Raw genomic sequence first — 22,804 nt, forward strand, 5'->3', positions numbered from 1 at the left:
CACGCCGCCGCGGCCACGCTCCATCCGCACCCTCACCACCCGAGAAGGACCATGCGACGCCACAGCGCCCAGCTCACCCACCAGCCCGACGTCCTGCCCTGGCTCGGCGCCAACTTCTGGTCCCGCACCGGCGGCCCGCTGATGTGGCGGAACTACGACCCGGCTGTCGTCCGTGACGAACTTCGGGTGCTCGCCGGCCACGGCCTGAACACGACCCGGTCCTTCTTCTACTGGCCGGACTTCCACCCGGAGCCGGACCGGATCGACGACGAACTGTGCGCGCGCTTCGAGGACTTCCTCGACGCCCACGTGGAGGCGGGCATGGGGACCGTGCCGACGTTCATCGTCGGCCACATGTCCGGCGAGAACTGGGACCCCGTCTGGCGCGGCGACCGTGACCTGTACGAGGACGTGTGGATGGTCGGCCGTCAGGCGTGGTTCGTCTCCCGCATGGCGCGCCGCTTCAAGGACCACCCGGCGGTCACGGGCTGGCTGATCACCAACGAGATGCCCGGCTACGGGCGGATCTACCAGGTCGACCCGCCGTCCACCGAGGTGGTGACCGCGTGGGCGCAGGCCATGTGCAACGCGGTGCGGGCGACGGGCGCGAGGCAGCCGGTGTCGCTGGGCGACGGGGCGTGGGGCATCGAGGTCACCGGCCGGGACAACGGCTTCTCGCTGCGGGAGACGGCCGAGTACGTCGACTTCGTGGGCCCGCACGTGTACCGCTCGGACACCGACCGGCCGCGCCAGCACTACCGTGCCGCCTTCGAGTGCGAGCTGGCCTCGGTGACCGGACAGCCCGTCGTACTGGAGGAGTTCGGGCTGTCCACCGACACGGTCTCGGCCGCCAACGCGGGGATCTTCTACCGGCAGACCCTGCACAACTCGCTGCTGGGCGGGGCGACCGGCTGGCTCACCTGGAACAACACCGACTACGACGACCTGTGGGACCAGTCCCCTTACGACCACCACCCCTTCGAGATGCACTTCGGGATCACCGACTCCACCGGTGCTCCCAAGGAGCCGCTGCGGGAACTGGCCGCCTTCGCGGGTGTGTTGAAGGCGGTGGACTTCCGGCGCTGCTCCCGGACGGACGCGGACGCGGCCCTCGTCGTCCCGGCCTTCCTCGAACGGGGCTATCCCTACAGCCGCCCCGCCGACCGGCCGCTCATCTTCACGTCCCTGCACCAGGGTTACGTCACCGCGCGCGCCGCCGACCTGCCGGTGGCCCTGACCCGTGAGGCCGACGGACTGCCGGGCGAGGCGTCGCTCTACCTGCTTCCCGCCACCCGGCAGCTCACCACCCGCACCCGCAGGGAGCTGGCCCGCCGGGCCGCCGAGGGCGCCACCGTGTACCTGTCCTTCTGCTCCGGCGAACACCCGGTCACCCGCGGCCCCTGGTTCGACGACCTCGACGGGTTCTTCGGCGTGGAGCTGCAGTTGTCCTACGGCGTCGCCGAGCGGATCGAGGACGACGTACTGGAGATGACGTTCACCGAGGACTTCGGCGGCCTGCGCGCCGGCGAGGTGCTGCGCTTCCCGGTCGCCGGGAACGAGGACAGCCGCGCCTACCTTCCCGTCGTGCCGCGCGCGGGCCGGGTCGTCGCGGTGGACGCCCACGGGCGCCCGGCCCTGGTCGTCCACGAGACGGGGGCGGGCCGGACGGTGCTGGCGACGTATCCGCTGGAGCACATGGCGGCCCGCACGGCACGCGTCAACCCCGAGGTCACGCACCGTCTCTACGCCGCGCTGGCGCGGGTGGCGGGCGTACGGCGACCCGTCACGGTCGCTGATCCGCACGTCTCGGCGGACGTCCTCGTCCACGCCGACGGCCGCCGCTTCGTGTGGCTGGTCAGCCAGAGTCCCGAACCGCTCGTGGTCCGCCCGGCCGCCGAGGGGAAGCTGCACGACCTGACGGACGGCACCCCGGTGGAGGACGTGGCGCTGGAGGCGTACGGCGTCGCAGTGCTGGAGCTGCGATGAGCCTCCCGCGTTACCGCGACCCGGCCGCGCCGGTGCCGGACCGCGTCCGTGACCTGCTGGGCCGCATGACCCTCGCGGAGAAGGTCGGTCAGCTCAACCAGCGCATGTACGGCTGGGACGCCTATGAGCGCGCCGGGGACGGCCACCGCCTCACGGACGCCTTCCGCGCGGAGGTCGCCGCCTTCGACGGCATGGGCGCGCTGTACGGACTCCAGCGGGCCGACGCCTGGTCCGGCGTGGGCTTCGCGGACGGGCTCGACGCGCGGGACGGGGCGCGGACGGCGGCAGCGGTGCAGCGGTACGTCAGGGACCACACCCGGCTGGGCATACCCGTCCTGCTGGTGGAGGAGATGCCGCACGGCCACCAGGCGCTGGACGGCACGGTCCTCCCGGTCAACCTCGCGGTCGGCGCCACCTGGGACCCGGAGCTGTACGCGGACGCGGTGGCCGGCGCTGCCGCCGAACTGCGGGTGCGGGGCGCGCACATCGCGCTGGTCTCCGCCCTCGACCTGGTGCGTGATCCGCGCTGGGGACGCAGTGAGGAGTGCTTCGCCGAGGACCCGTATCTCGCCGCGCGGATGACCGAGGCGCTCGTCGAGGGCGCGGGGCGGGCGGGGGTGGCCGTGGTCCTCAAGCACTTCGCCGGGCAGGGGGCCACGGTCGGTGGCCGCAACAGCGCGGCGACGGAGCTGGGACCGCGTGAACTGCACGAGGTGCACCTGGCGGCGGCCCGGGCCGGGGTGGCGGCGGGCGCGGCCGGGGTGATGGCCGCCTACAACGAGTTCGACGGTCTGCCCTGCGTCGCGAACCGGTACCTGCTCACCGATCTGCTGCGTGCGCGGTGGGGATTCCAGGGGGTCGTCATGGCGGACGGCACCGCGGTGGACCGGCTGGTGCGGCTGACCGGCGATCCGGTGTCGGCGGGGGCGCTTGCCCTGAACGCCGGGTGTGACCTGAGCCTGTGGGACGAGTCCTTCACCCGGCTGGGCGAGGCCGTGGAACGCGGGCTGGTGTCCGAGCCGGCGCTGGATGCCTCGGTGGCGCGGGTCCTCGCGCTGAAGTTCCGGCTGGGCCTGTTCGAACAGCCCCTGCCTCCGGCCCCGTCCGAGGCCACGGGGCTGCCGGACCCCGCCGAGCTGGGCGAGCGCGTCGCCCGTGCGTCGGTGACCCTGCTCACCCACGAGGGCGGTGTGCTCCCGCTGTCCCGTGCGGTGCGGCGGATCGCGGTCCTCGGTCCGAACGCCGACTCCTTGTCCCAGCAGATCGGCGACTACACGGCGCCGCAGCGGCCCGGCGAGGGGATCACCGTCCTGGAAGGCATCCGCGCGGCGGTCGCGCCCGGCACCGAGGTGGTGCACGGGCGGGGGTGCGGCCTGGTGGGCGACGACGTGTCTGACGTTGCCGCGGCGGTCGGTCTGGCGGCCGGTGCCGACGTGGCCGTGCTGGTGCTGGGCGGCTCCAGTGCCCGCAGCGCGGACACGGCCTTCGACGCGAACGGGGCGGCCGTCACCGGTTCCGGAGCGCCGTCCGGCATGACCTGCGGCGAGGGTGTCGACCTGGCGGACCTGGCGCTGCCGCCCGCGCAACGGTCCCTGCTGGCCGCGGTGTCGGCGACCGGGACCCCCGTCGTGGTGGTGCTGGTCCAGGGCCGCCCGCACGCCCTGCCCGAGCTGGACGCGCCGGCGGCGGCGGTGCTCAGCGCCTGGTACCCGGGGCCGCGGGGCGGGCGCGCCGTGGCCGAGGTGTTGTTCGGCGATGCCGAGCCCCGCGGCCGGCTGCCGGTCTCCGTGCCCCGGTCGGCCGCCCAACTGCCCGTCCACTACAACGGGAAGGACCACGGCTACCGCGGGTACGTCGACCAGAGTGCCGGGCCGCTGCACGCCTTCGGGCACGGCCTGTCGTACACGAGCGTCGGGTACGGGGCGCCGCGGCTGTCGCGCTCCCGGGTCGGCGCGGACGCCCCGCGGCTGACCTGCCGGGTCACGGTCCGCAACACGGGGGTCCGGCCGGCCGAGGAGACGGTGCAGCTGTATGTGCGCCGGCTGTCCGGGGGCACGTCCTGGCCGCGGGTGCGCGAACTGCGGGGCTTCGTCCGGCTGGGCATCGCGCCCGGCGACGAGGCCGAGGCGGTCTTCGAGGTGGGCCCGGACACGCTGGCCTCGGTGGGGCGCGACCTCCGGCTCGTGGTGGAGCCGGGGGTGGTCGAGCTGGAGACGGGCCCGTCGTCCGACCGCACGACGGGCACCCGTCTGGAGATCACCGGCTCGGAATCGCACGCAAGTTAGGCTAGCCTTGCCTTCATGGCGAAGGTTCGGCGGCTCACGCCCCAGCACCCGGAGATGTTCCGCGCCCGCGTGGTGCGGACCGAGCGGGTCTCCCCGTCCATGCAGCGCGTCACGGTCACCGGACCGGGGCTCGGCGGCTTTCCGTGGCTGGGGTACGACCACTGGTTCCGCCTGTTCCTCCAACTGCCCCACCAACGGGAGCTGCGTCTGCCGGAGTTCACCGGCTCCCAGTGGTGGCAGCCCTACCTCGCCATCCCGGAGGACGAGCGGCCGCACTGCGCCAACTACTCCGTGGCCGACTACCGCAGGGCGACGGCCGAGCTGGACATCGACTTCGTCGTGCACCGGGGCCCCGCCGGCGAGGTCGAGGGCAGGGCCGCGGTCTGGGCCTGCGGCGCCCGCCCCGGGGACGCGCTCGCCCTGCTCGACCAGGGCATCCTCTTCGACTGCCCGCGGGACGCCTCCGAGGTGACCGTGGTGGCCGACGAGACCGGGCTGCCCGCGACGGCGAGCATCATGCGCTCACTCCCGGACGGCACCGTGGGGCGCCTCATCCAGGAGATCCCCACCGACGCCGACCGCCGTGAGCTGAACGCCCCGGCCGGTGTGGCCGTCTCCTGGGTCGTACGGCGGGACGCCACCGCGGTCCCCGGCGCCGCCGCGCTGCGCGAACTGCACCGGCTGACCCGCGCCGACGCGGCGGGATACGCCTTCGTCGTCGGCGAGTCGACCCTGGCCACCGAGGGGCGCAGGCACCTGCACCGCCTGGGTCTGCCGAAGGAGCGCATCACCTTCTCGGGGTTCTGGAAGCACGAGGCGATGGCGGCGGCGGTCTGACCCCGGCCGTGCTCGCTACGCCTGGGCGCCCTTGACGCGCTCGTAGTGCCGCCGGGCCTTCATCCGGTTCCCGCACTCGGCCATGGAGCACCAGCGGGCAGTGTTGGGCTTGCTGCGGTCCAGCAGGAAGCGCCGGCATTCCGGGTTGCCGCACGGCTTGAGCCGTCCCGGCCGGGTCTCCTCGACGTGCGCCCAGGTCAACAGCAGCTCCACGGTCAGGCGGCGCGCCTCGGGAACCCGAAGGGTCCATTCCAGCCTGCCGCCCTCGAAGGACGGCACGCTGCTCACGCCTTCGAGGAACCGGCCCAGGCACTCGGGGCCCCGCCGCCCCCGGACGACGTCCTGGAGCGCGTCCCGCGCGGCGACCAGGAAGGCGACCTCCTCGTCCGACCCGGCCCCTCCGTGACCGCGTACCCACGCGCGCCCTTCGGCGGGCGTGCCCAGCGCGTCGGTCACCGAGCCCCGCGTGACGGGAGTCGTGTTGAGCAGTTCCAGGAGGACGTCCTCCGCGGCCGTGCCGGTCACCGCCGTCACCCCTAACCGTTTCGTCGACATTGGCAGGTTACAACAACCCGATCTAACCCCTTAAGGCCGCTTGACAGGTTAACCCCGGGAGTGCTGGACTCTACCTAACCACCAATAACCGCTTAAGGGGTTGCGATGAGCGTCGTCGTGCACCACAGGACCACCACCGTCGACGGCCTGGACGTCTTCTACCGGGAGGCCGGTGACCCGCAGGCGCCGAGTGTCGTGCTGCTGCACGGCTTCCCGACGAGCAGCCACATGTTCCGCGACCTGATCCCGAAGCTCGCGGACACCTACCACGTGATCGCACCCGACATGATCGGCTTCGGGTACTCGGCCATGCCTCAGGCCGACGCGTTCGACTACAGCTTCGACTCCCTCACGGACGTGACGGTCGGGCTCCTGGACGGGCTCGGCGTGGAGCGCTTCGCGGTGTACGTGCAGGACTACGGGGCACCGGTGGCGTGGCGCATCGCCGTCCGGAGCCCGCACCGCATCACCGCGATCGTCACGCAGAACGGCAACGGCTACACCGACGGCCTGGTCAAGGAGTTCTGGGAGGGGCTGTTCGCCTACACCGACGACCCGACCCCCGAGACGGAGGCGCCCGCCCGGGCCGCGCTGGCCCCCGAGTCGATCCGCTGGCAGTACCTGAACGGCGTCCCCGACCAGAGCCTCGTCAGCCCCGACACATGGACCCTCGACCAGGCGCTGCTCGACCGGCCGGGCAACGACGCCGTCCAGCTCACGCTGTTCCGCGACTACCCGACGAACGTCGCCCTCTACCCCCGGCTCCAGCAGTACTTCCGCGACACCCGGGTGCCGCTGCTGGCCGTGTGGGGGGCCAGGGACGAGATCTTCGGCCCCGAGGGCGCCCACGCGTTCCGGCGCGACCTCCCGGACGCCGAGGTCCACCTCCTGGACACCGGGCACTTCGCCCTCGAGACCCACCTGGAGGAGATCACCACCCACATCCGGGACTTCCTCGCCCGGACCGCCAAGTAGACCGCCGCGCCGTCACGATCCGGCCGGCCGGCCCAGGGCGTACGGCGCGAGGATGTCGGCCACCGTCCGGTTGCGCGGAACGGGAACGCCGAACCGGCCGGCGAGGTCCACCACTCCCCCGCTGAGCCAGGGCAGTTCGAGGCGGTTGCCCTTCTCCAGGTCGTTGTGCATGGAGGAGGTCATGGCCGCGGGAAGCGTGTCGCAGAAGTTGAGCCGGTCCTCGGCGAAGCCGTCGTCCAGCCGCACCCCCGACGCCTGCGCCACGGCCACCGTCTCGGCCATGACGTCGTACAGCAGCCGCCGGCTGTGCTCGTCGGCGCGGACGACGCCGATCGGCCGGCGGACGGCCGCCGTCGTCGCCGACAGGCCCACGAGGAACACGAACTTCTCCCAGATCGCCCGCTCGATGTCGTCGCTCTCCTCGGTGTCGATCCCCGCCTCCCGGAACACGGCGAGCACGGTCCGGCTGGTCGCCGACTGGCCGGACCGGTAGGGGCCGAGAACGACCTTCTGCAAGGGGCTGTTGTGCCTGACCACCCCGGGCTCCTCGATGAAGGCCGAGATGAAGCAGACACCGCCCAGGACCTGTTCGTCCGTCAGCCGGGCGCGCAGGACGGCGTCCTTGTGCACCCCGTTCTGCAGTGACAGCACCGGTGCCGCGTGCGCCGCCGAGGACCGCAACTGCTCGGCGACCGCCTCGGTGTCCCACAGCTTGACAGCGACGAGCACGAGATCCACGGGGCCCAGCTCCGAGATGCTCCCCACGACGGAGTCGGGCGAGGTGTGCAATTCGCCCAGCGGACTGTGGACGACCAGTCCGGACCGGCGCACGGCATCGAGGTGCGCGCCGCGGGCCACGAAGGTGACCTCGTTTCCCGCGGCGGCCAACCGGGCCCCGAAATAGCCTCCGACCCCGCCCGCCCCGATCACCGCGATGCGCATGGCTCCGCCCCCACCCTCTTAGTAACCATCAGAACGGTTACTATAGAACCATGGACGCCGAGCGGCCCGGACCGCGCAGCAGGGTCACCGCCCGGCAGCGGGAGCTTCGTTTCGACGCCGGGACCCTGTGCCTGAACCTGGTGGCCACCGTGGGCCGCAGGCCCGAGGCCCCCGTCGAGCGGATGGGCGACACCGAGCGCCTCGAAGCCTGGTGCCGGGGGGTGGGGGTGACTCTGGAGGAGGGGTACGACCCCGAGGACGTCCTGCGGTCGCTGCACGCGCTGCGCGCTGCCGCCCACGACATCGCCTCCGGTGCCGTCGACGGGCACCGGCCGCGGCAGGAGTCGGTCGACCTGGTGAACCTCCTGGCCAGGGCCGAACCTCCGATACCGCAGATGGAGTTGGCGGAAGACGGCACATGGGTGCCGAAGGGGAGCGGGACGCTGACGAAGGAGTCCCTGCTGTCGATCGTCGCGCGGGACCTCATCGATCTCATGACCGACGACGCCCGCCGGTCCCGCCTGACCGCCTGCGCCTCAGCGGCGTGCCGGATGCTCTGCCTCGACTCCGGCGGCGGACGGCCGCGCAAGTGGTGCTCCATGCGCCGCTGCGGCAACCAGGCCAAGGCGGCCGGCCGCCGCCTGCGGGAATCGGCGTCCTGAGGATGGCACGTCGCCGGGCGAGGCGTCCGTTCACAGACCGCGGGCCAGCAGCAGGGTGACGTCGTCGGGCGGGGGTGCGGTGGGCAGGGTGCCGATCACCGCCGTACCCGGTTCCTCCAGGGAGGAGGCGCCGCGGGTCAGGGCGCGGCCCACCCGTCGCAGACCGACCTCGATGTCCTGGTCGCGCGGAGCAGGCCCACTCCGAGCGGAAGGCCGTGCGGAAGACCGGGGAAGAGGGAACGGCCGTCGGCGTCGTGCAGGCGCACGAACGAGGCCGAGAGGGCGCGGTCGCCGCGGCTGCCCGCCTGAACCGGGACCCGGTACTCACGGCCGGTGGCACACCGACCGGTGGTCAGCACCCGCCGTACGAGCGCCGCCAGTGCGTCGGCGTCCCCGGCCGGCGACTGCCGCGGGCGCCGGCCCAGCCTCCGTTCGCGGGCGATCCCGTCGTGACGTTCGAGGGCGTCGTTGACCCGGACGCACGGCAGGCCGGTGTCCCACACGGCGAGACCGACGACGGAGTCGGTCAGCAGGGCGGCATCGGCCCAGCCCTCCGGGAACCGGCTCACGCCCACACCCGGACTACGACTTCACGAAGGCCAGCAGATCGGGGTTGAGGATCTCCGGATGGGTCGACAGCATGCCGTGCGGGAGCCCTTCGTACGACTTGAGCGTGCCGTTCGCCAGGAGTTCGACCGACTTCGGCGCCGCGTCCGCGTAGGGCACGACCTGGTCGTCCGTCCCGTGCGCGACGAGGACCGGGACCTCGATCCGCTTGAGATCGTCGGTGAAGTCGGTCTCCGAGAACGCCGCGATGCACTCGTAGTGCGCGTTGGCCGCGCCCGTCATCCCCTGGAGCCACCAGTGGTCGATCAGCCCCTGCGAGACCGTCGCGCCCTCCCGGTTGAAGCCGTAGAAGGGGCCGGACGGCACGTCGATGTAGAACTGCGCGCGATTGGCGGCGAGGGCGGCACGGAACTCGTCGAAGACCTCGATCGGCAGGCCCTCGGGGTTGCTCTCGGACTTCACCATCACCGGCGGCACGGCACTGACGAGGACGGCCTTCGCGACGCGGCCCGGCTCGGCCCGCGCCACATAGCGCGCGACCTCGCCACCGCCGGTGGAGTGCCCGATGTGCACGGCGTCCCGCAGATCGAGTGCCTCGGTCAGCGCCGCGACGTCGGCGGCGTAGGTGTCCATGTCGTGGCCGGTGGAGGGCTGGTCCGAGCGTCCGTGTCCGCGGCGGTCGTGGGCGATCACGCGATAGCCGTGGGAGAGGAAGAACACCATCTGGTTGTCCCAGTCGTCGGCACTGAGCGGCCAGCCGTGGTGGAAGACGACGGGCCGGCCGTCGCGCGGGCCCCAGTCCTTGTAGAAGATGTTCGTGCCGTCCGAGGTGGTGACCGTACCCATGGCTGATCCTTCCGCGTGTGCGACTGATCCCCGCGAGCCACCTTACGCCGATAACCGACATACCTCACTTTTCACTCATATCGACCAGTTCACGAAGGACCGAGGGGCGGAGGAAGCGATGGCGGCGGGGCCGCACAGGGTGGGCGTGCTCGTGTTCGACGGCATGAAACTGCTCGACCTGTCGGGACCGGCGGAGGTCTTCAGCGAGGCCAACCGGTTCGGTGCCGACTACCGGATCAGCATCGTCTCGGCGGACGGGTCGCCGGTGTCCTCGTCCATCGGCATGCGGGTGCCGGCCGACACGGACGCACCGGCGGCGGCCTTCGACACTCTGGTCGTGGTCGGCGGCGACGCGTTGCCCGGCTCCCCCGTGAGTCCCGCTCTCGCCGCCGCCGCGAAGGTTCTGGCGGACCGGGCGGGGCGCGTCGCCTCGGTGTGCACCGGCGCCTTCGTCCTGGGCGCGGCGGGCCTGCTGGAGGGCAGGCGCGCGACGACGCACTGGCAGCACACCGCGGCACTGGCTCGCCGGTGTCCGACGACGCGGGTCGAGCCGGACGCGCTCTTCGTGAAGGACGGCACCACGTACACGTCCGCGGGCGTGACCGCGGGCATCGACCTCGCCCTCGCCCTGCTGGAGGAGGACCACGGTCCGGCCCTGGCTCGCGAGGTCGCGCGTTCGCTGGTGGTGTACATGCAGCGGGCCGGCGGCCAGTCGCAGTTCTCCGCCTCGCTCCAGGGCCCGGCGCCGCGCACACCGGTGCTGCGACTGGTCCAGGAGGCGGTGCAGAGCGACCCGACGGCGGACCACGGCCTGGCGGCCCTGGCCGCGCGCGTGCGGGTCAGCCCACGTCATCTGACACGCATGTTCCGGGCCGAGCTGGACACGACGCCGGCGAAGTACGTGGAGCTGGTCCGCTTCGACCTGGCCAAGGCCCTGCTCGACGCCGGGCTCAACGCCACGGAGGCGGCCACCCGATCGGGCTTCCCCAGCTACGAGAGTCTGCGCCGGGCCTTCGCCCGGCACCTGGGACTGTCCCCCATCCGGTACCAGCAGCGCTTCGCCACCACCGCCCGGGAGTCGTGACCGGTTTCGAGGGACATCTGTCCATCGCGGAGCGGACGCGGCCCGGCCGTCCGGCGCAGGGTGGGAGCCGACACGACAGGCACCCACTCGTGAGGACCGCCATGACCGAGACCATCGCCGGAATCGACATCCCCGACAGCTCGCTCGCGCGGGAGGCGACCGAACTCGTCCGGGACACGACACCGCCCTTGATCTTCCACCACTCGCGGCGCGTCTACCTGTTCGGCAGTCTCCAGGCCGCCGCCCTGGGACTGCGGCCGGACCCGGAGCTGCTGTACGTCGCCGCGCTCTTCCACGACACCGGCCTGGTGCCGCCCTACCGCGGCGACGACCAGCGCTTCGAGATGGACGGCGCCGACCAGGCACGGGCGTTCCTGCTGTCCCACGGCGTGCCCGGGGCCGACGCGGACACCGTATGGACGGCCGTCGCGCTGCACACCACCCCGGAGGTCCCCTACAAGCTGGCGCCGGAGATCGCGGCGACCACCGCGGGCGTCGAGACGGACGTGCTCGGTCTGCATCTGGCCCGCATCACCCGGGCGGAGATCGACGCGGTCACCGCCGCCCACCCCCGCCCCGACTTCAAGAAGCAGATCCTCCAGGCGTTCACGGACGGGTTCAGGCACCGCCCGCACACCACGTTCGGCACGGTCAACGCCGACGTCCTGGAACATTTCGTGCCCGGCTTCCGGCGGACGGACTTCGTCGAGGTGATCGAGAACTCCGCCTGGCCCGAGTGACCCCGCACGAGGCTCCACCCCGCGCGAGGCTCCTACGGCCTCGGATTCCCGCGCGGGGAGAGGGTGGCGTTGGGGAGTACGGGCGCCGGGAGGCGGTCGCCGGGGTAGCCCTCGACCCGGCCGAAGCGCCCGGAGTCGTTCTCCCAGTCCGCCCTGGCCGCCACGATCTCGTCGTGGGTGCGTCCGATGAAGTTCCACCACATGACGATCTCCTCCGGGAAGGGCGGACCCCCCAGCACCAGCAGCCGGGCGCCCGCGGGCGCCGCGTTCGTCAGCGTGAGCGTCCTTCGTCCGGGCGCGGTGTAAGCCAGTTCGGCGGGGCGTACGGCCGTGCCGTCCAGGCGTACGTCGCCGCTGTCGACGAGGACGCCGTGCTCGAAGCCGGGGTCGACGTCGAGGGTCACGCCGGCGCCCGGGTCCAGGGTCACCTCGGCGCCGAGCAGGGGTGTGAAGGTCCCGACCGGTGAGGTGGCCCCGGCGAGTGAGCCGAGGAAGACGCGCGCCTCTCCGCCGTCCAGGCCGACCGGGGCGGGCACGTGGTGCTGGAAGTCCGGAGCGGTGTCGCGGTGCTCCGAGGGCAGCGCCACCCAGAGCTGGACGCCGTGCAGGATCGCGGTGTCCGGCGTGGACACCTCGGAGTGGCTGATGCCGCGGCCGCCCGTCATGAGGTTCACCTCGCCCGGCCTGACGAACGCCTGGCTGCCCAGACTGTCCCGGTGCTCGATCTCCCCGCTGAACAGCCAGCTGACCGTCTGGAGGCCGATGTGCGGGTGGGGAGCGACGTCCATGCCGCCCGACTCCCGGACCTCGTCGGGGCCGTAGTGGTCGGCGAAGCACCAGGCTCCGATCAGTGTCCGGGCCCGTTGCGGCAGGGTGCGGCGCACCTTCATGGCGCGCGGTCCGCCGAGCGGGACGTCCCGTGCGGTCAGGATCTCCACCCCGGCGGCGGGCGACCCGTCCTCCGGTGCCCCGCACCTGACTTCGGCGGGGTGCGCTTCCGTGTTGCTCACCGCTTCGTCCTCCCACTGACCCTGAAAGTTTCAATTTCAACTTCTATGGTTCGATAATAGGACCCGACAAACGCCAGCGCGCAACGGAGGCCACCCCGCATGACGCAGACGCCCGTACGCACCGATGCAGGAACCCCTCAAGGCACCGACGAGCGCCGCGTGTTCATCGACAAGCAGAGCCCCGGGGCCTACACCGCACTGCGCGCCACGGCGGAGGCGGTCCGGGGCGTGGCCGAAGCGGCGGGGCTCGACCGGACCCTCGTGGAACTGGTCAACATCCGCGTCTCCCAGCTCAACGCCTGCGCCTACTGCCTCAACGTGCACACCAGGGCCGCACTGCGGGGCGGCGAGACGGCCCAGCGACTCGGGGTGCTGGCGGCCTGGCGCGACACCGAACTGTTCTCGCCCGCGGAACGCGCCGCACTCGCCCTCGCCGAGGCCACCACCCATCCCGCCGACGCGGGCGCGCAGAGCGCCGCGTACGCGGAGGCGCGGGGTGTCCTGCCGGACGAGCAGATCTCCGCCGTGATCTGGGTGGCGATCAGCATCAACGCCTTCAACCGGGTCTCCGTCCTGAGCAAGCACCCGGTGCGCGGCGCCGCGCGCGCCTGAGCGTCGGTGCGTCCGCCCGGTCCGACGGGTCCGGGCGGACATTCGTACAAGACCCGTGACCGGCACCGGGCACACGATGGCGGCATGAGTCAGTACGACGCCGATCTCTCGCGCGGAATGCACGTGGTGCACGACGGCCCGCCGCAGGCGCCGCCCTTCCTGCTCATCCACGGTTCCGGTGCCTCGGGCGCCTCGTGGAGCCCGGTGGTCCCGGCACTGGCCGAGCACCGGCACGTCCTGCGTGTCGACCTCCCGGGCTGCGGCAAGTCCCCGCCCACCCCGTCCTACGACGTGCCGCAGCAGGCGGGCCGGGTGGCGGCTCTCCTGGACGACCTGGGGCTCCGGTCCGTGACGGTGGCCGGCCACTCCAGCGGCGGCTACGTCGCCACGGCGCTCGCCGAGCGGCGCCCCGACCTGGTGGGGGCGCTCGCCCTGGTCAGCACGGGGCCGGATCTGGGCGCGCTCCTCCCGCAGCCGGTGATCCTGCGGCTGCTGCTGGCCCCGCCCTTCGGCCCGCTGCTGTGGCGGCGGCGCACGGACGCGATGCTCCACAGGGCGATCGCCGCGACGGCCGCCGGTCCCGTGGACGTTCCGGCCGCGATGATCGACGACGTGCGGGGCATCTCGTACCGCTCCTTCAGGACGGTGGCGCGCGGGAACACGGCCTACCTCGCCGAGCGCGGCGTGCCCGAGCGCCTGGCCGCCCTCGACATCCCGGTGCTGGTGCTCTTCGGTGCCGCCGACCCGCGCTGGGATCCGTCGTCGGCGCACCGGTACGAAACCGTGCCGGACACGCGGCTCGAGATGCTGCCGGGCGTCGGACACCTGCCGCCGCTGGAAGCGCCGGGGCCGACCGGAGCGCTGCTGCTCGGCTTCACCGCCCGGGACGCGGACCTCCCGGCCGTCGGCCCCGAGACCTAGACTGACCGGGTGTTGGCCACCGAGGCACCGACCGGGGCGCCGCCCGACTGGTCGATCGTGGACGTCGCCGTCCCGCGCCCCTCGGCCCGGCTCGCGGGGATCAGCATGGCCGGGTTCAGCCAGCACGTGTCCGCGTTCGTGGACATGGCCATGGTGGCGCATCCGTCCGTCACCCTGCTCATCGACCTGAGCGAGGGCGAGGGCATCCGGTACAGCGCCCGGGGCCGACAAGGGCACGGCAGCTTCGCCGCAGGGCTCGCCCCGGGGGACCTCAGGGCAGCGGGCCGGGTGGGCGCGTGTCTGCAGATCCGGCTGGAGCCGGCGGTGGCGGCCGCGGTGCTCGGCCCGTCGGCGGCGCTCGGCGGGAGGGTGGAGTCGTTCGGGGACGTCTGGGGCCGCGAGGCGGAGCGGGTCCAGGACGAGCTGCGCGCCGCCGGGTCGTGGGACGAGCGGTTCGCGTTCGCGGCGGACCTCCTGCGCCGGCGTATGGCGGACCGGGCGCCGGTCGATCCCGAGGTCGCCCACACCTGGCGGACGACGCTCGGCAGCCGGGGGCGCGTACGGGTCGACGGTCTGGCCGAGGAGGTCGGCTGGAGCCGCAAGCGGCTGTCGGCCCGTTTCCACGCGCAGCTCGGCATCACGCCCAAGCGGGCCGCCCGGCTGGTGCGGTTCGACCACGCCGCCCACCTGCTCGCGGCCGGCCTGGCCCCGGCCTCCGTCGCCTTCGAGAGCGGCTATGTCGACCAGTCCCACCTGCACCGGGAGGTCAAGGCGTTCACCGGGCTGACCCCCACGGCCGTGGCCGGCGCACCGTGGCTCGCGATCGACGACGTCGCGTGGCCGGGCTCGTCACCGGCGCGGCCCACGAACTCCCTTCGGTCCGCGGGGGCCGCCGGAGCCGCACCGCGCCGAATGGCACCGCCCGGCCGTGCGTGGAATCGTGGACGGACGGCATGGACGGATGCGCACTGACACGCAACGCGCACCAAGCAGACGTCTTCCGAAGGAGGCACGCATGTCCTCGAAGCGACGCCGCAAGAAGAAGGCACGCCGCAACCACCCCGCCAACCACGGACGGCGGCCCCAGTCCTAGGGCACCGGTCCGGTACGTACCCGGGTCCGCGGCCCGTTGCCGGGCCCGCGGGTCCTTGGTAGGCAGGTGGTGTCCCGGAGGGTTTCGGCCCGCCCGAGCACCTCGTGTCCCACGGCCCGGAACCCAGTACCGGAGATGACCCCATGAAGATCAACCTCACCAGCGTCTTCGTCGACGATCAGGCCCAGGCCCTGCGCTTCTACACCGAGGCGCTGGGCTTCCTGAAGAAGCACGACGTGCCGGTGGGGGCGGGCGGGGACCGGTGGCTGACCGTGGTCTCGCCCGAGGCTCCCGACGGGACCGAGCTGCTGCTCGAGCCCTCCGGTCACCCCGCGGTGCGGCCGTACCGGACGGCGCTGGCCGAGGACGGCATCCCGGCCGCGTCCTTCGCCGTGGACGACGTGCGGGCGGAGTACGACAGGCTGCGCGGGCTCGGGGTGCACTTCGTCCAGGAGCCGCTGGAGACGGGCTCGGTCACCACGGCGGTCCTCGACGACACCTGCGGCAACCTGATCCAGATCATGCAGGCCGGGTAGCGCCAGATCATGCAGGCCGGGTAGCGGACGAGGGGCCCGGTGGCGCGTCCGCTACGGTCCGGCTGTCGCGCTCTCGATCCGGTCGGCCAGGGTCGCGGCGAACTCCTCCGCCCGCGCCAGCCGGGTGCGCAGGTCGGCGACCCGCTGCCGGGCGGCCCGCTCGAAGACACGCACGCGCTCGAGGAGTTGCTCGCGCTCGCCGGCCGACAGCTGCCCCTCGGCGCGGTCCAGGCGGTCGGTCGCCTCCAGGAGGTCGCGCATCTCGTCGAGGGTGAAGCCGAGCGGCTTCATGCGGCGCACGACCATGAGGCGGGCGACGTCGGCCTCCGTGTACAGGCGGAAGCCGCCCTGGGAGCGGGCGGACGGGACGACCAGGCCCGTCTCCTCGTAGTGCCGGATCGTGCGCAGCGACAACTCGGTCCTGGACGCCACCTCACCGATCCGCATGTGCCCGCCGTTCACGCGTGCGCCTTCCTCGTCGTCCGTCCGGCCGCCGTCGCGACGGCCGGACTCTACCGTAACGTTAGGGTAGAGTCGTCGGGTCCCGTACCGACGCCAGGCAGGAGAGAGCGAGCGCATGCCGATGACGCCCAGCGCCGCCGTCTGCCCGCCGTGACGCTCCGCCCCTGAGGAGCGGCCGCCCGTCGGCACGCCGCCTCTTGCCCGACTCCGGGTCCGCCGCGACGCGGCCCTCGCGCAGGACCGGCCCGGCCCGCGCGCTCCTCCGCACGTTCCCCGCCGCCGGGCGTGCCCGACCACGACAGGTACCTCCCTCTTGTCTGCTCCCGCGCTCTCCCCCGCCGCGCGCCTGCGCGGTCTCAAGCCCGACTGGATCTCCGACCCGAAGGCGTGGCGCACCGAGGTCCTCGCCGGACTCGTCGTCGCCCTCGCCCTGGTCCCCGAGGCGATCTCCTTCTCGATCATCGCCGGGGTCGACCCGGAGATCGGGCTGTTCGCGGCGTTCACCATGGCCGTCACCATCTCGGTCGTCGGCGGCCGCCGCGCGATGATCTCCGCGGCGACGGGGGCCGTCGCCCTGGTGATCGCCCCGTTGAACCGTGAGCACGGGCTGGGGTACCTCGTCGCGGCGGTCATCCTCGCCGGTGTCTTCCAGATCGTCCTCGGCGCGCTCGGGGTGGCCAGGTTGATGCGGTTCGTGCCGCGCTCGGTGATGACCGGCTTCGTCAACGCCCTCGCCATCCTCATCTTCATGGCGCAGGTGCCCGAGATGACCGATGTGCCCTGGCCGGTGTACCCGCTCGTGGTGGCCGGGCTCGTGCTGATGGTGCTCTTCCCCAGGATCACCAGGGTGGTCCCGGCGCCGCTGGTGTCCATCGTCGTCCTGACGGTCGTCACCGTGGCGGCCGGCATCGCGGTACCGACCGTCGGTGACAAGGGGGAGCTGCCGCACGCGCTGCCGGTGCCGGGGCTGCCCGACGTGCCCTTCACCCTCGACACGCTGACCACCGTCGCCCCGTACGCGCTCGCCATGGCCCTGGTCGGGCTCATGGAGTCGCTGATGACGGCGAAGCTGGTGGACGACATCACCGACACCCACTCCGACAAGACCCGTGAGTCGATCGGTCAGGGCATCGCCAACATCGTCACCGGCTTCTTCGGCGGCATGGGCGGTTGCGCCATGATCGGCCAGACGATGATCAACGTGAAGGTGTCCGGCGCGCGTACCCGCCTGTCCACGTTCCTGGCGGGTGCGTTCCTGATGGTGCTGTGCATCGTCTTCGGCCCGGTCGTGTCCGACATCCCGATGGCCGCCCTGGTCGCGGTGATGGTGATGGTGTCGTTCACGACGTTCGACTGGCACTCCGTCGCTCCCAGGACCCTCGGGCGGATGCCCGCCGGCGAGATCCTCGTCATGGTGGTCACCGTCGCCGTCGTGGTCGCCACCGGCAACCTGGCCATCGGCGTCGTGGTCGGCTCCGTCACCGCCATGGTGATCTTCGCCCGGCGGGTGGCCCACCTGGCCGACGTCACCTCGGTCACCGACCCCGACGGCGGCCAGGTCGTCTACTCCGTCACCGGCGAGCTGTTCTTCGCCTCCAGCAACGACCTCGTCACGCGCTTCGACTACGCGGGTGACCCCGAGCGGGTCGTCATCGACCTGTCGGCCACCCACATCTGGGACGCCTCGTCCGTCGCCGCACTGGACGCGATCGAGACCAAGTACGCGCAGCGCGGCAAGCGGGTCGAGATCGTCGGTCTCAACGAGCACAGCACGCTGATGCGCGAGAGGCTCGGCGGCGCCCTCGCCGGCAACCACTGACCGTCTCCCGGGCGTCACGTGCGGGGCGGGCGGAACTGGGGGCCGTAGTTGCCCCGGGCGCCCGGGATGCCGGTTTCCATCAGTTCCAGGGCGGTGCCCTCCAGCCCGCGCATCGTCCGCACGGCCGAGCCCAGGGTGCGTGCGTCGCCGTGGGCCCAGGCCGCCTCGAGGGTGCTCAGCACCTTGGCGTAGGCGGTGTCGAACCGGTCGAGGAGGTCCGCCACCCGCTGCGGCGGGTCGGGCCAGCCACCGGCCGGGACCCGGGCCATGGGGCGTGCGTCGGGGAAGGGCACGGGGGCGCCGGTGAACCGCCAGCCGTCGTCCTCCCGGCGCAGCTGCCGTCCGTGGTAGATCTCGCCGAAGGCGTAGTAGTGGGCCGGGTAGTCGTCGCCGAAGGCGTCCTCGGGGGAGCTGGTGGTGCCCTCGCCCTGTTCCTTGATGATCTCGATCGCCCGCTCGACGCCGTCGAGGTCGGTGACGGGTTCGAGGACGTCGGAGCCGATGTGCTGGGACAACTGCCCGCGGGCGGACAGCGGGGGCGCCGTGGACCGGAAGGCGCGCAGCAGGTCGTCGTAGAAGTGGCCGATGCTGGGCGAGTTGTTCACAGCGCGGGCCAGGGGCGCCTCCGGGGCCTCGATCGCCATCATCACGTCGTGCACGAAGGGCCTGGTGAGGCCCGAGAGGTAGACGTTCACCCCGTCGCGCACCCCGCCGGGGAGCGGGCCGGGGTAGGCGGGGGCCGCGTCCGTGACCCGCGGCCGGCCGCCCACGGCCACCAGCAGGTTGCAGACGACGCCCATGTGGAACATCTCGTCGCCGATGATGCGCCGGATCAGCCGTGCGACGTGGCTCGTACGGTCCCCCACGGACCACCATCCGCACAGGTAGGGCGGGATCGTGGCGAGTTCGAGCGCTACGGCGACCTGGAGGGCCTCCCTCAGCCAGTCGACGCCGCGACCGCTTTCGGGGACGGCGAGCAGCCGGGCCACAGACCGGCAGCCGGACACGGCGCCCTCCGGCCGCCCGGCCGCCCGGACCGGGGCGGCGGCCGAGACGGGGACGGCCGCCGTCAGGACGGCCGACGCCATGAAGGTCCTTCGCCCGAACGGGCCGCCCGCCCCCGACGATTCCTCGCGCACACCAGTCACCCGTACTCCCTCTCCACGCCGACGCCCGCCTCTGTCCGAGACGTCCGGATTCCTCCGACGGCTGGCGAAACTAGCAGCGCCGGGGCCGTTTCCCGGGCGGGCGGCACCGCGCGGTGCATCCTCTACCCGGTCGGCCCTACCGCGTCGGTTCAGGAGGCCCCGGCGGCACCGCAGGGACGACCGGTGTGGAGGTTGTCCGTGGCGCCGGTGATGACGGAGTCGAGTCTGTCCCGGGTGCCGACCAGTTCGGTGATCCGGCTCTCGACGCGGTGCCGTTCCGCGGACAGGCGGTCGAGCAGTTCCGGCGTGGCCCTGCCGTCGGCCGCGTACGGCATGAGGTCGACGATGGTCCGGCTCGACAGGCCCGCGGCGTAGAGCTGCTGGATCAGCCGGACGTGGCCGACGGCGCTCTCGGGATAGTGCCGCTGACCACTGTGGCTGCGCTCCGCGACGAGCAGGTCCTGCTCCTCGTAGTAGCGCAGCGCCCGCACGCTGACGCCCGTCCTGGCGGCGAGCTCCCCGATGCGCATCCCGCGCCTCCTCTCCCTGAGCCGGGCCGGGCGACTTGCCCCTCACGTCAACGTCAGGTTTTAGCGTAACTCCCGAGGGCCCCACCCAGTCCCGGGGCCCTTCTCCCCACCCCTGGCCGGCAGAAAGAAGGGCCCCGTCATGACCACACCCGTCCGCGCCACGGCCGGCGTCGCCACCACCGAACCGGTCGTCTCGGTCAAACCCGTCGTGCTGCGCGCCCCGGAGCGCGGCGAGGACCTGCGCGTGCGCGTGTCCGCGCCGGTGACCGGGCACGGCCTGCCCGTCGTCCTCCTCTCGCACGGCTTCGGCTCCTCGCTCGACGGCTACGGCCCGCTCGCCGACCACTGGGCCGCCCACGGCTTCGTGGTGGTCCAGCCCACCCACCTCGACTCCAGGACGTCGGGCCTTCCCGAGGACGACCCGCGCCGGCCGGGGTTGTGGCGCTCGCGCGTCGAGGACATGCGGCGCGTCCTCGACGACCTGGACGTGGTGGAGGCGACCGTCCCCGGCCTCGCCGGGCGGCTCGACCGAACCCGCGTCGCGGCGGCCGGCCACTCCTTCGGCGGCCAGACGGCGGGCATCCTGCTGGGCCTGCGCGTCCGGGACCCCGCCACCGGTGAGGCGGCGGACCTCTCCGACCCCCGGGTCGGGGCGGGCGTGCTGCTCGCGACGGCCGGCGCCGGCGGCGACGCCCTGACGCCGTTCGCCGCCGAGAACCTCCCCTGGCTGAGGCATCCCGACTTCACGCACATGACCGCCCCCGCCCTCGTGGTCGCGGGGGACGAGGACGACCTCCCGCTCACCGTCCGCGGCGCGGACTGGACGGCCGACCCGTACGTGCTGAGCCCCGGCGAGAAGAGCCTCCTGACGCTCTTCGGGGCGGAGCACTTCCTCGGCGGCATCTCCGGCTACGGCGCCGCCGAGACCACCGACGAGAACCCCGCCCACGTCGTCCTGGTCCAACGGGTCACCCTCGCCTACCTCCGCCACGCCCTCGGCATCGACAGCACCGGCTGGACGACGCTCCGGAGGGACCTGGCCGGGGACGCCCATCCCCTCGGACGGCTCGAGTCCAAGTGAGCCTCCGACTGATCACCCGGCACTCCCGCCGTCGCCGGCTCCGACCAACGCGGGCTCTCCGGGGCCCGGTTCGCCGGTGACCCACCCTTGACACGGTCACGTCGACCGCTTGTATGGTCTAGTCCAAAAGAACTCACCGCTCCGTTTACGGAGTTGAGCCCTGCCGGGGTCCCACGCCCCTGCGGGGACGGTGAGTGCGCGTCACCTTCGCGCCTCCTGGCCCCACCCACGAGAGGCCGTACTCGGCGTGCGCGTGGTCCCCCCACACATGGCCGCGCGCGCCCGGAACGGCCGGATGTGAAGGAGTTCCCATGCACGCACGTCGGAAGACCGCTGCCCTGATCGGCGCGGTCCTCGCCCCTGTCGTGGCCGTGAGCCTGCCCGCCTCCTCGGCGAGCGCGCACGGCTACATCTCCGACCCGCCCAGCCGTCAGGCCCAGTGCGCCGCGGGCACGGTGTCCTGCGGCGACATCACGTACGAGCCGCAGAGCGTCGAGGGCCCCAAGGGCCTGACCAGTTGCAGCGGCGGCAACAGCCGCTTCGCGGAGCTGGACGACGACAGCAAGGGCTGGAAGGTCACGCCGGTGGCGAAGACCACCACGTTCTCGTGGCGGCTCACCGCTCAGCACGCCACCAGCACGTGGGAGTACTACGCCGGCGGTCAGCGGATCGCGCTGTTCGACGACGGCGGCGCCAAGCCGGGCGCGGTGGTGAACCACCAGGTCGACTTCGGTGGACTCACCGGACAGCAGAAGGTCCTCGCCGTCTGGAACGTCGCCGACACGTCCAACGCGTTCTACGCCTGCATCGACGTCAACGTCGGCGGCTGACGGGCCGGGTGGAGCGGCCCGGGAGCGACCACGGCCCTTCCGGGGTGCACGCCCCCGCGGGGTGCCCGGTCGCTTCCCCGCTCCGCCCTCCCCCGCCCTCTCCCTCCCATCGAGCAGGAGTACCTACCGTGCTGCACCGCAAGCTCGCCCTGCTGGCCGCCACCGGCGCGGCCGCCGCCCTGTGCACCCTGACCATGGCGCCGTCGGCCGTCGCCCAGAAGCCCGCGAAGCCCGACACCCGAGCCGCCGCCGCCGAATTCGTGGTGAGCGAAGGCCAGTTCGACCAGATGTTCCCGAACCGGAACTCCTTCTACACCTACAGCGGTCTCACCGCCGCGCTCAGCGCCTACCCGGGGTTCTCGAACACCGGCAGCGACACGGTGAAGAAGCAGGAGGCAGCCGCCTTCCTCGCCAACGTCAGCCACGAAACCGGCGGACTGGTCCACGTCGTGGAGCAGAACACCGCCAACTACCCGCACTACTGCGACGCGTCCCAGCCGTACGGCTGCCCGGCCGGCACCGACAAGTACTACGGGCGCGGGCCCGTCCAGCTGAGCTGGAACTTCAACTACAAGGCCGCCGGGGACGCCCTCGGCATCGACCTGCTGGGCAACCCCGACCTGGTCCAGAACGACTCGGCGGTGGCCTGGAAGACGGGCCTGTGGTACTGGAACACCCAGTCAGGTCCCGGCACCATGACCCCGCACGACGCCATGGTCAACGGCGCCGGGTTCGGGGAGACCATCCGGTCCATCAACGGCAGCCTGGAGTGCGACGGGCGCAATCCCGCGCAGGTCCAGAGCCGGATCGACAACTACGAGCGCTTCACCCAGCTCCTCGGCGTCGAGCCCGGCGACAACCTGAGCTGCTAGCGGGCCGAGCCCGGCCCGTCCGCCCCCTCGTGCCCGCCGGCGCGCCCGGTCGCGAGGGGGCCGCGCCGACGGCCGAACCACCGGCCCGCGCGGCGCCGCTGCCGGTGCGGGCCGCGGCGAGCCGGCCGGCCGGCCTCCGCACCGGCGCGGTCCACCGCGGCGGGAGCCCGCCGCCAGTCGTCGTCGGGCGACAGGAGCGGGGACCTGCGTTCCGCCTGGGCCCGGATCTCGACGTGGGACTCGTACGCCGTGGCGCGGAAGGCCTCCTCGTACGAGGCCAGCGCCGCGCCCACCGCCCCGCCCGCCGCGCCCCGGCGGCGCACGCGGGACGCCAGCCAGGTGAAGGAGCCGAGGACCGCGGCGAGGCCACCGGCGAGGAGCACGAACGGCAGGAGCGCATCCATGGGCGCG

At 72.7% G+C, this 22,804-nt stretch carries 26 protein-coding genes; 16 read left to right on the forward strand and 10 right to left on the reverse strand.

Annotation, left to right across the window (positions count from 1 at the left end):
* Window positions 1-51: 51 nt before the first annotated feature.
* The 3 genes from ACZ6IM_RS15410 to ACZ6IM_RS15420 are packed head-to-tail and all read left to right on the forward strand — an operon-like array spanning window position 52 to window position 5,108.
* Window positions 52-1,986, forward strand: a complete 1,935-nt coding sequence (locus ACZ6IM_RS15410) for a glycoside hydrolase 5 family protein (protein WP_469556932.1) — start codon at window positions 52-54, stop codon at window positions 1,984-1,986.
* Entirely contained in the window at window positions 1,983-4,271 is a 2,289-nt protein-coding gene (locus ACZ6IM_RS15415) for a glycoside hydrolase family 3 N-terminal domain-containing protein (RefSeq protein ID WP_469556934.1), read from the forward strand. Before ACZ6IM_RS15410 ends, ACZ6IM_RS15415 begins: the two co-directional genes overlap by 4 nt.
* Before the next feature lie 15 nt (window positions 4,272-4,286).
* A complete protein-coding gene (locus ACZ6IM_RS15420; protein ID WP_052841369.1) occupies window positions 4,287-5,108 on the forward strand; it encodes a siderophore-interacting protein in 822 nt (273 codons plus the stop codon).
* A 15-nt stretch (window positions 5,109-5,123) separates the two neighbouring features.
* Here ACZ6IM_RS15420 and ACZ6IM_RS15425 read toward each other — a convergent pair whose 3' ends face one another.
* Window positions 5,124-5,633 (reverse strand): CGNR zinc finger domain-containing protein, encoded by a 510-nt coding sequence (locus ACZ6IM_RS15425; protein ID WP_469556936.1) that lies wholly within the window; start codon window positions 5,631-5,633, stop codon window positions 5,124-5,126.
* 135 nt (window positions 5,634-5,768) lie between these two features.
* On the opposite strand from ACZ6IM_RS15425, the gene ACZ6IM_RS15430 reads away from it, so the two are divergent.
* Window positions 5,769-6,638 (forward strand): alpha/beta fold hydrolase, encoded by an 870-nt coding sequence (locus ACZ6IM_RS15430; RefSeq protein ID WP_469556939.1) that lies wholly within the window; start codon window positions 5,769-5,771, stop codon window positions 6,636-6,638.
* A 12-nt stretch (window positions 6,639-6,650) separates the two neighbouring features.
* Here the strand turns inward: ACZ6IM_RS15430 and ACZ6IM_RS15435 are convergent, their stop codons facing one another.
* Entirely contained in the window at window positions 6,651-7,580 is a 930-nt protein-coding gene (locus ACZ6IM_RS15435; protein WP_052841366.1) for a ketopantoate reductase family protein, read from the reverse strand.
* A 50-nt stretch (window positions 7,581-7,630) separates the two neighbouring features.
* Between ACZ6IM_RS15435 and ACZ6IM_RS15440 the strand changes: the two genes are divergently transcribed.
* Window positions 7,631-8,242 (forward strand): CGNR zinc finger domain-containing protein, encoded by a 612-nt coding sequence (locus ACZ6IM_RS15440; RefSeq protein WP_052841365.1) that lies wholly within the window; start codon window positions 7,631-7,633, stop codon window positions 8,240-8,242.
* A 30-nt stretch (window positions 8,243-8,272) separates the two neighbouring features.
* Here the strand turns inward: ACZ6IM_RS15440 and ACZ6IM_RS15445 are convergent, their stop codons facing one another.
* Genes ACZ6IM_RS15445 through ACZ6IM_RS15455 form a run of 3 tightly spaced genes read right to left on the reverse strand, consistent with a single transcriptional unit; the run spans window position 8,273 to window position 9,655 of the window.
* Window positions 8,273-8,395, reverse strand: a complete 123-nt coding sequence (locus ACZ6IM_RS15445) for a hypothetical protein (RefSeq protein WP_469556941.1) — start codon at window positions 8,393-8,395, stop codon at window positions 8,273-8,275.
* Window positions 8,380-8,811: a PAS domain-containing protein gene (locus ACZ6IM_RS15450; RefSeq protein ID WP_469556943.1), complete on the reverse strand. Its 432-nt coding sequence runs from the start codon at window positions 8,809-8,811 to the stop codon at window positions 8,380-8,382. The genes ACZ6IM_RS15445 and ACZ6IM_RS15450 overlap by 16 nt, the downstream gene beginning before the upstream one ends.
* A 13-nt stretch (window positions 8,812-8,824) precedes the next feature.
* Window positions 8,825-9,655, reverse strand: a complete 831-nt coding sequence (locus tag ACZ6IM_RS15455; RefSeq protein ID WP_052841363.1) for an alpha/beta fold hydrolase — start codon at window positions 9,653-9,655, stop codon at window positions 8,825-8,827.
* A gap of 118 nt (window positions 9,656-9,773) precedes the next feature.
* Between ACZ6IM_RS15455 and ACZ6IM_RS15460 the strand changes: the two genes are divergently transcribed.
* A complete protein-coding gene (locus ACZ6IM_RS15460; protein WP_469556945.1) occupies window positions 9,774-10,739 on the forward strand; it encodes a GlxA family transcriptional regulator in 966 nt (321 codons plus the stop codon).
* A gap of 101 nt (window positions 10,740-10,840) precedes the next feature.
* Window positions 10,841-11,479, forward strand: coding sequence for an HD domain-containing protein (locus ACZ6IM_RS15465; protein WP_469556947.1), 639 nt, complete (start codon window positions 10,841-10,843; stop codon window positions 11,477-11,479).
* A 32-nt stretch (window positions 11,480-11,511) separates the two neighbouring features.
* Here the strand turns inward: ACZ6IM_RS15465 and ACZ6IM_RS15470 are convergent, their stop codons facing one another.
* Window positions 11,512-12,489 carry a pirin family protein gene (locus ACZ6IM_RS15470; protein ID WP_052841360.1) on the reverse strand — a complete coding sequence of 326 codons (978 nt, stop codon included), beginning with the start codon at window positions 12,487-12,489 and terminating at the stop codon, window positions 11,512-11,514.
* A 99-nt stretch (window positions 12,490-12,588) separates the two neighbouring features.
* Between ACZ6IM_RS15470 and ACZ6IM_RS15475 the strand changes: the two genes are divergently transcribed.
* The 5 genes from ACZ6IM_RS15475 to ACZ6IM_RS15495 all read left to right on the forward strand — a co-directional run bounded on the left by ACZ6IM_RS15475 (window position 12,589) and on the right by ACZ6IM_RS15495 (window position 15,651).
* Window positions 12,589-13,101: a carboxymuconolactone decarboxylase family protein gene (locus ACZ6IM_RS15475; protein ID WP_052841359.1), complete on the forward strand. Its 513-nt coding sequence runs from the start codon at window positions 12,589-12,591 to the stop codon at window positions 13,099-13,101.
* 84 nt (window positions 13,102-13,185) lie between these two features.
* Window positions 13,186-14,022: an alpha/beta fold hydrolase gene (locus ACZ6IM_RS15480; protein ID WP_469556950.1), complete on the forward strand. Its 837-nt coding sequence runs from the start codon at window positions 13,186-13,188 to the stop codon at window positions 14,020-14,022.
* 9 nt (window positions 14,023-14,031) lie between these two features.
* Entirely contained in the window at window positions 14,032-14,994 is a 963-nt protein-coding gene (locus ACZ6IM_RS15485; RefSeq protein ID WP_469556951.1) for a helix-turn-helix domain-containing protein, read from the forward strand.
* A gap of 43 nt (window positions 14,995-15,037) precedes the next feature.
* Complete coding sequence (locus tag ACZ6IM_RS15490) at window positions 15,038-15,115, forward strand: hypothetical protein (RefSeq protein WP_464863028.1); 78 nt, start codon at window positions 15,038-15,040, stop codon at window positions 15,113-15,115.
* A gap of 143 nt (window positions 15,116-15,258) precedes the next feature.
* Window positions 15,259-15,651: a VOC family protein gene (locus tag ACZ6IM_RS15495; protein WP_052841357.1), complete on the forward strand. Its 393-nt coding sequence runs from the start codon at window positions 15,259-15,261 to the stop codon at window positions 15,649-15,651.
* Between the two features lie 51 nt (window positions 15,652-15,702).
* Here the strand turns inward: ACZ6IM_RS15495 and ACZ6IM_RS15500 are convergent, their stop codons facing one another.
* Window positions 15,703-16,098 carry a MerR family transcriptional regulator gene (locus ACZ6IM_RS15500; protein WP_052841411.1) on the reverse strand — a complete coding sequence of 132 codons (396 nt, stop codon included), beginning with the start codon at window positions 16,096-16,098 and terminating at the stop codon, window positions 15,703-15,705.
* A gap of 328 nt (window positions 16,099-16,426) precedes the next feature.
* Here ACZ6IM_RS15500 and ACZ6IM_RS15505 point away from each other — a divergent pair, with 328 nt between their 5' ends.
* Complete coding sequence (locus tag ACZ6IM_RS15505; protein WP_052841356.1) at window positions 16,427-17,932, forward strand: SulP family inorganic anion transporter; 1,506 nt, start codon at window positions 16,427-16,429, stop codon at window positions 17,930-17,932.
* 14 nt (window positions 17,933-17,946) lie between these two features.
* On the opposite strand, the gene ACZ6IM_RS15510 is transcribed toward ACZ6IM_RS15505, so the two are convergent.
* Window positions 17,947-19,020: a ferritin-like domain-containing protein gene (locus ACZ6IM_RS15510; RefSeq protein ID WP_469556953.1), complete on the reverse strand. Its 1,074-nt coding sequence runs from the start codon at window positions 19,018-19,020 to the stop codon at window positions 17,947-17,949.
* A 209-nt stretch (window positions 19,021-19,229) separates the two neighbouring features.
* Complete coding sequence (locus ACZ6IM_RS15515) at window positions 19,230-19,610, reverse strand: MerR family transcriptional regulator (RefSeq protein ID WP_052841354.1); 381 nt, start codon at window positions 19,608-19,610, stop codon at window positions 19,230-19,232.
* A 139-nt stretch (window positions 19,611-19,749) separates the two neighbouring features.
* Between ACZ6IM_RS15515 and ACZ6IM_RS15520 the strand changes: the two genes are divergently transcribed.
* From ACZ6IM_RS15520 to ACZ6IM_RS15530, 3 genes are all read left to right on the forward strand, one after another.
* The gene (locus ACZ6IM_RS15520) at window positions 19,750-20,691 is read left to right on the forward strand and encodes an alpha/beta hydrolase family protein (protein ID WP_052841353.1); all 942 of its coding nucleotides are present in this window, start codon (window positions 19,750-19,752) and stop codon (window positions 20,689-20,691) included.
* A gap of 311 nt (window positions 20,692-21,002) precedes the next feature.
* Window positions 21,003-21,521 (forward strand): lytic polysaccharide monooxygenase auxiliary activity family 9 protein, encoded by a 519-nt coding sequence (locus ACZ6IM_RS15525; protein ID WP_052841352.1) that lies wholly within the window; start codon window positions 21,003-21,005, stop codon window positions 21,519-21,521.
* 128 nt (window positions 21,522-21,649) lie between these two features.
* Window positions 21,650-22,393: a chitinase gene (locus tag ACZ6IM_RS15530; protein WP_052841351.1), complete on the forward strand. Its 744-nt coding sequence runs from the start codon at window positions 21,650-21,652 to the stop codon at window positions 22,391-22,393.
* On the opposite strand, the gene ACZ6IM_RS15535 is transcribed toward ACZ6IM_RS15530, so the two are convergent.
* On the reverse strand, window positions 22,390-22,797 hold the full coding sequence (locus tag ACZ6IM_RS15535; RefSeq protein ID WP_052841410.1) for a hypothetical protein: 408 nt from the start codon (window positions 22,795-22,797) through the stop codon (window positions 22,390-22,392). The two genes, ACZ6IM_RS15530 and ACZ6IM_RS15535, sit on opposite strands and share 4 nt — an antisense overlap.
* Between the last annotated feature and the right edge of the window lie 7 nt (window positions 22,798-22,804).

The organism is Streptomyces sp. NPDC042336, from assembly GCF_055581985.1.

Bases quoted from the DNA above. Each gene is read 5' to 3' on its own strand.
- ACZ6IM_RS15480 (WP_469556950.1), top strand. From the start codon at position 13,186: ATGAGTCAGTACGACGCCGATCTCTCGCGCGGAATGCACGTGGTGCAC.
- ACZ6IM_RS15520 (WP_052841353.1), top strand. From the start codon at position 19,750: ATGACCACACCCGTCCGCGCCACGGCCGGCGTCGCCACCACCGAACCG.
- ACZ6IM_RS15430 (WP_469556939.1), top strand. From the start codon at position 5,769: ATGAGCGTCGTCGTGCACCACAGGACCACCACCGTCGACGGCCTGGAC.
- ACZ6IM_RS15455 (WP_052841363.1), bottom strand. From the start codon at position 9,655: ATGGGTACGGTCACCACCTCGGACGGCACGAACATCTTCTACAAGGAC.
- ACZ6IM_RS15500 (WP_052841411.1), bottom strand. From the start codon at position 16,098: ATGCGGATCGGTGAGGTGGCGTCCAGGACCGAGTTGTCGCTGCGCACG.
- ACZ6IM_RS15465 (WP_469556947.1), top strand. From the start codon at position 10,841: ATGACCGAGACCATCGCCGGAATCGACATCCCCGACAGCTCGCTCGCG.
- ACZ6IM_RS15475 (WP_052841359.1), top strand. From the start codon at position 12,589: ATGACGCAGACGCCCGTACGCACCGATGCAGGAACCCCTCAAGGCACC.
- ACZ6IM_RS15435 (WP_052841366.1), bottom strand. From the start codon at position 7,580: ATGCGCATCGCGGTGATCGGGGCGGGCGGGGTCGGAGGCTATTTCGGG.
- ACZ6IM_RS15490 (WP_464863028.1), top strand. From the start codon at position 15,038: ATGTCCTCGAAGCGACGCCGCAAGAAGAAGGCACGCCGCAACCACCCC.
- ACZ6IM_RS15440 (WP_052841365.1), top strand. From the start codon at position 7,631: ATGGACGCCGAGCGGCCCGGACCGCGCAGCAGGGTCACCGCCCGGCAG.
- ACZ6IM_RS15515 (WP_052841354.1), bottom strand. From the start codon at position 19,610: ATGCGCATCGGGGAGCTCGCCGCCAGGACGGGCGTCAGCGTGCGGGCG.
- ACZ6IM_RS15460 (WP_469556945.1), top strand. From the start codon at position 9,774: ATGGCGGCGGGGCCGCACAGGGTGGGCGTGCTCGTGTTCGACGGCATG.
- ACZ6IM_RS15525 (WP_052841352.1), top strand. From the start codon at position 21,003: ATGCACGCACGTCGGAAGACCGCTGCCCTGATCGGCGCGGTCCTCGCC.
- ACZ6IM_RS15535 (WP_052841410.1), bottom strand. From the start codon at position 22,797: ATGGATGCGCTCCTGCCGTTCGTGCTCCTCGCCGGTGGCCTCGCCGCG.
- ACZ6IM_RS15410 (WP_469556932.1), top strand. From the start codon at position 52: ATGCGACGCCACAGCGCCCAGCTCACCCACCAGCCCGACGTCCTGCCC.
- ACZ6IM_RS15415 (WP_469556934.1), top strand. From the start codon at position 1,983: ATGAGCCTCCCGCGTTACCGCGACCCGGCCGCGCCGGTGCCGGACCGC.
- ACZ6IM_RS15495 (WP_052841357.1), top strand. From the start codon at position 15,259: ATGAAGATCAACCTCACCAGCGTCTTCGTCGACGATCAGGCCCAGGCC.
- ACZ6IM_RS15510 (WP_469556953.1), bottom strand. From the start codon at position 19,020: ATGGCGTCGGCCGTCCTGACGGCGGCCGTCCCCGTCTCGGCCGCCGCC.
- ACZ6IM_RS15420 (WP_052841369.1), top strand. From the start codon at position 4,287: ATGGCGAAGGTTCGGCGGCTCACGCCCCAGCACCCGGAGATGTTCCGC.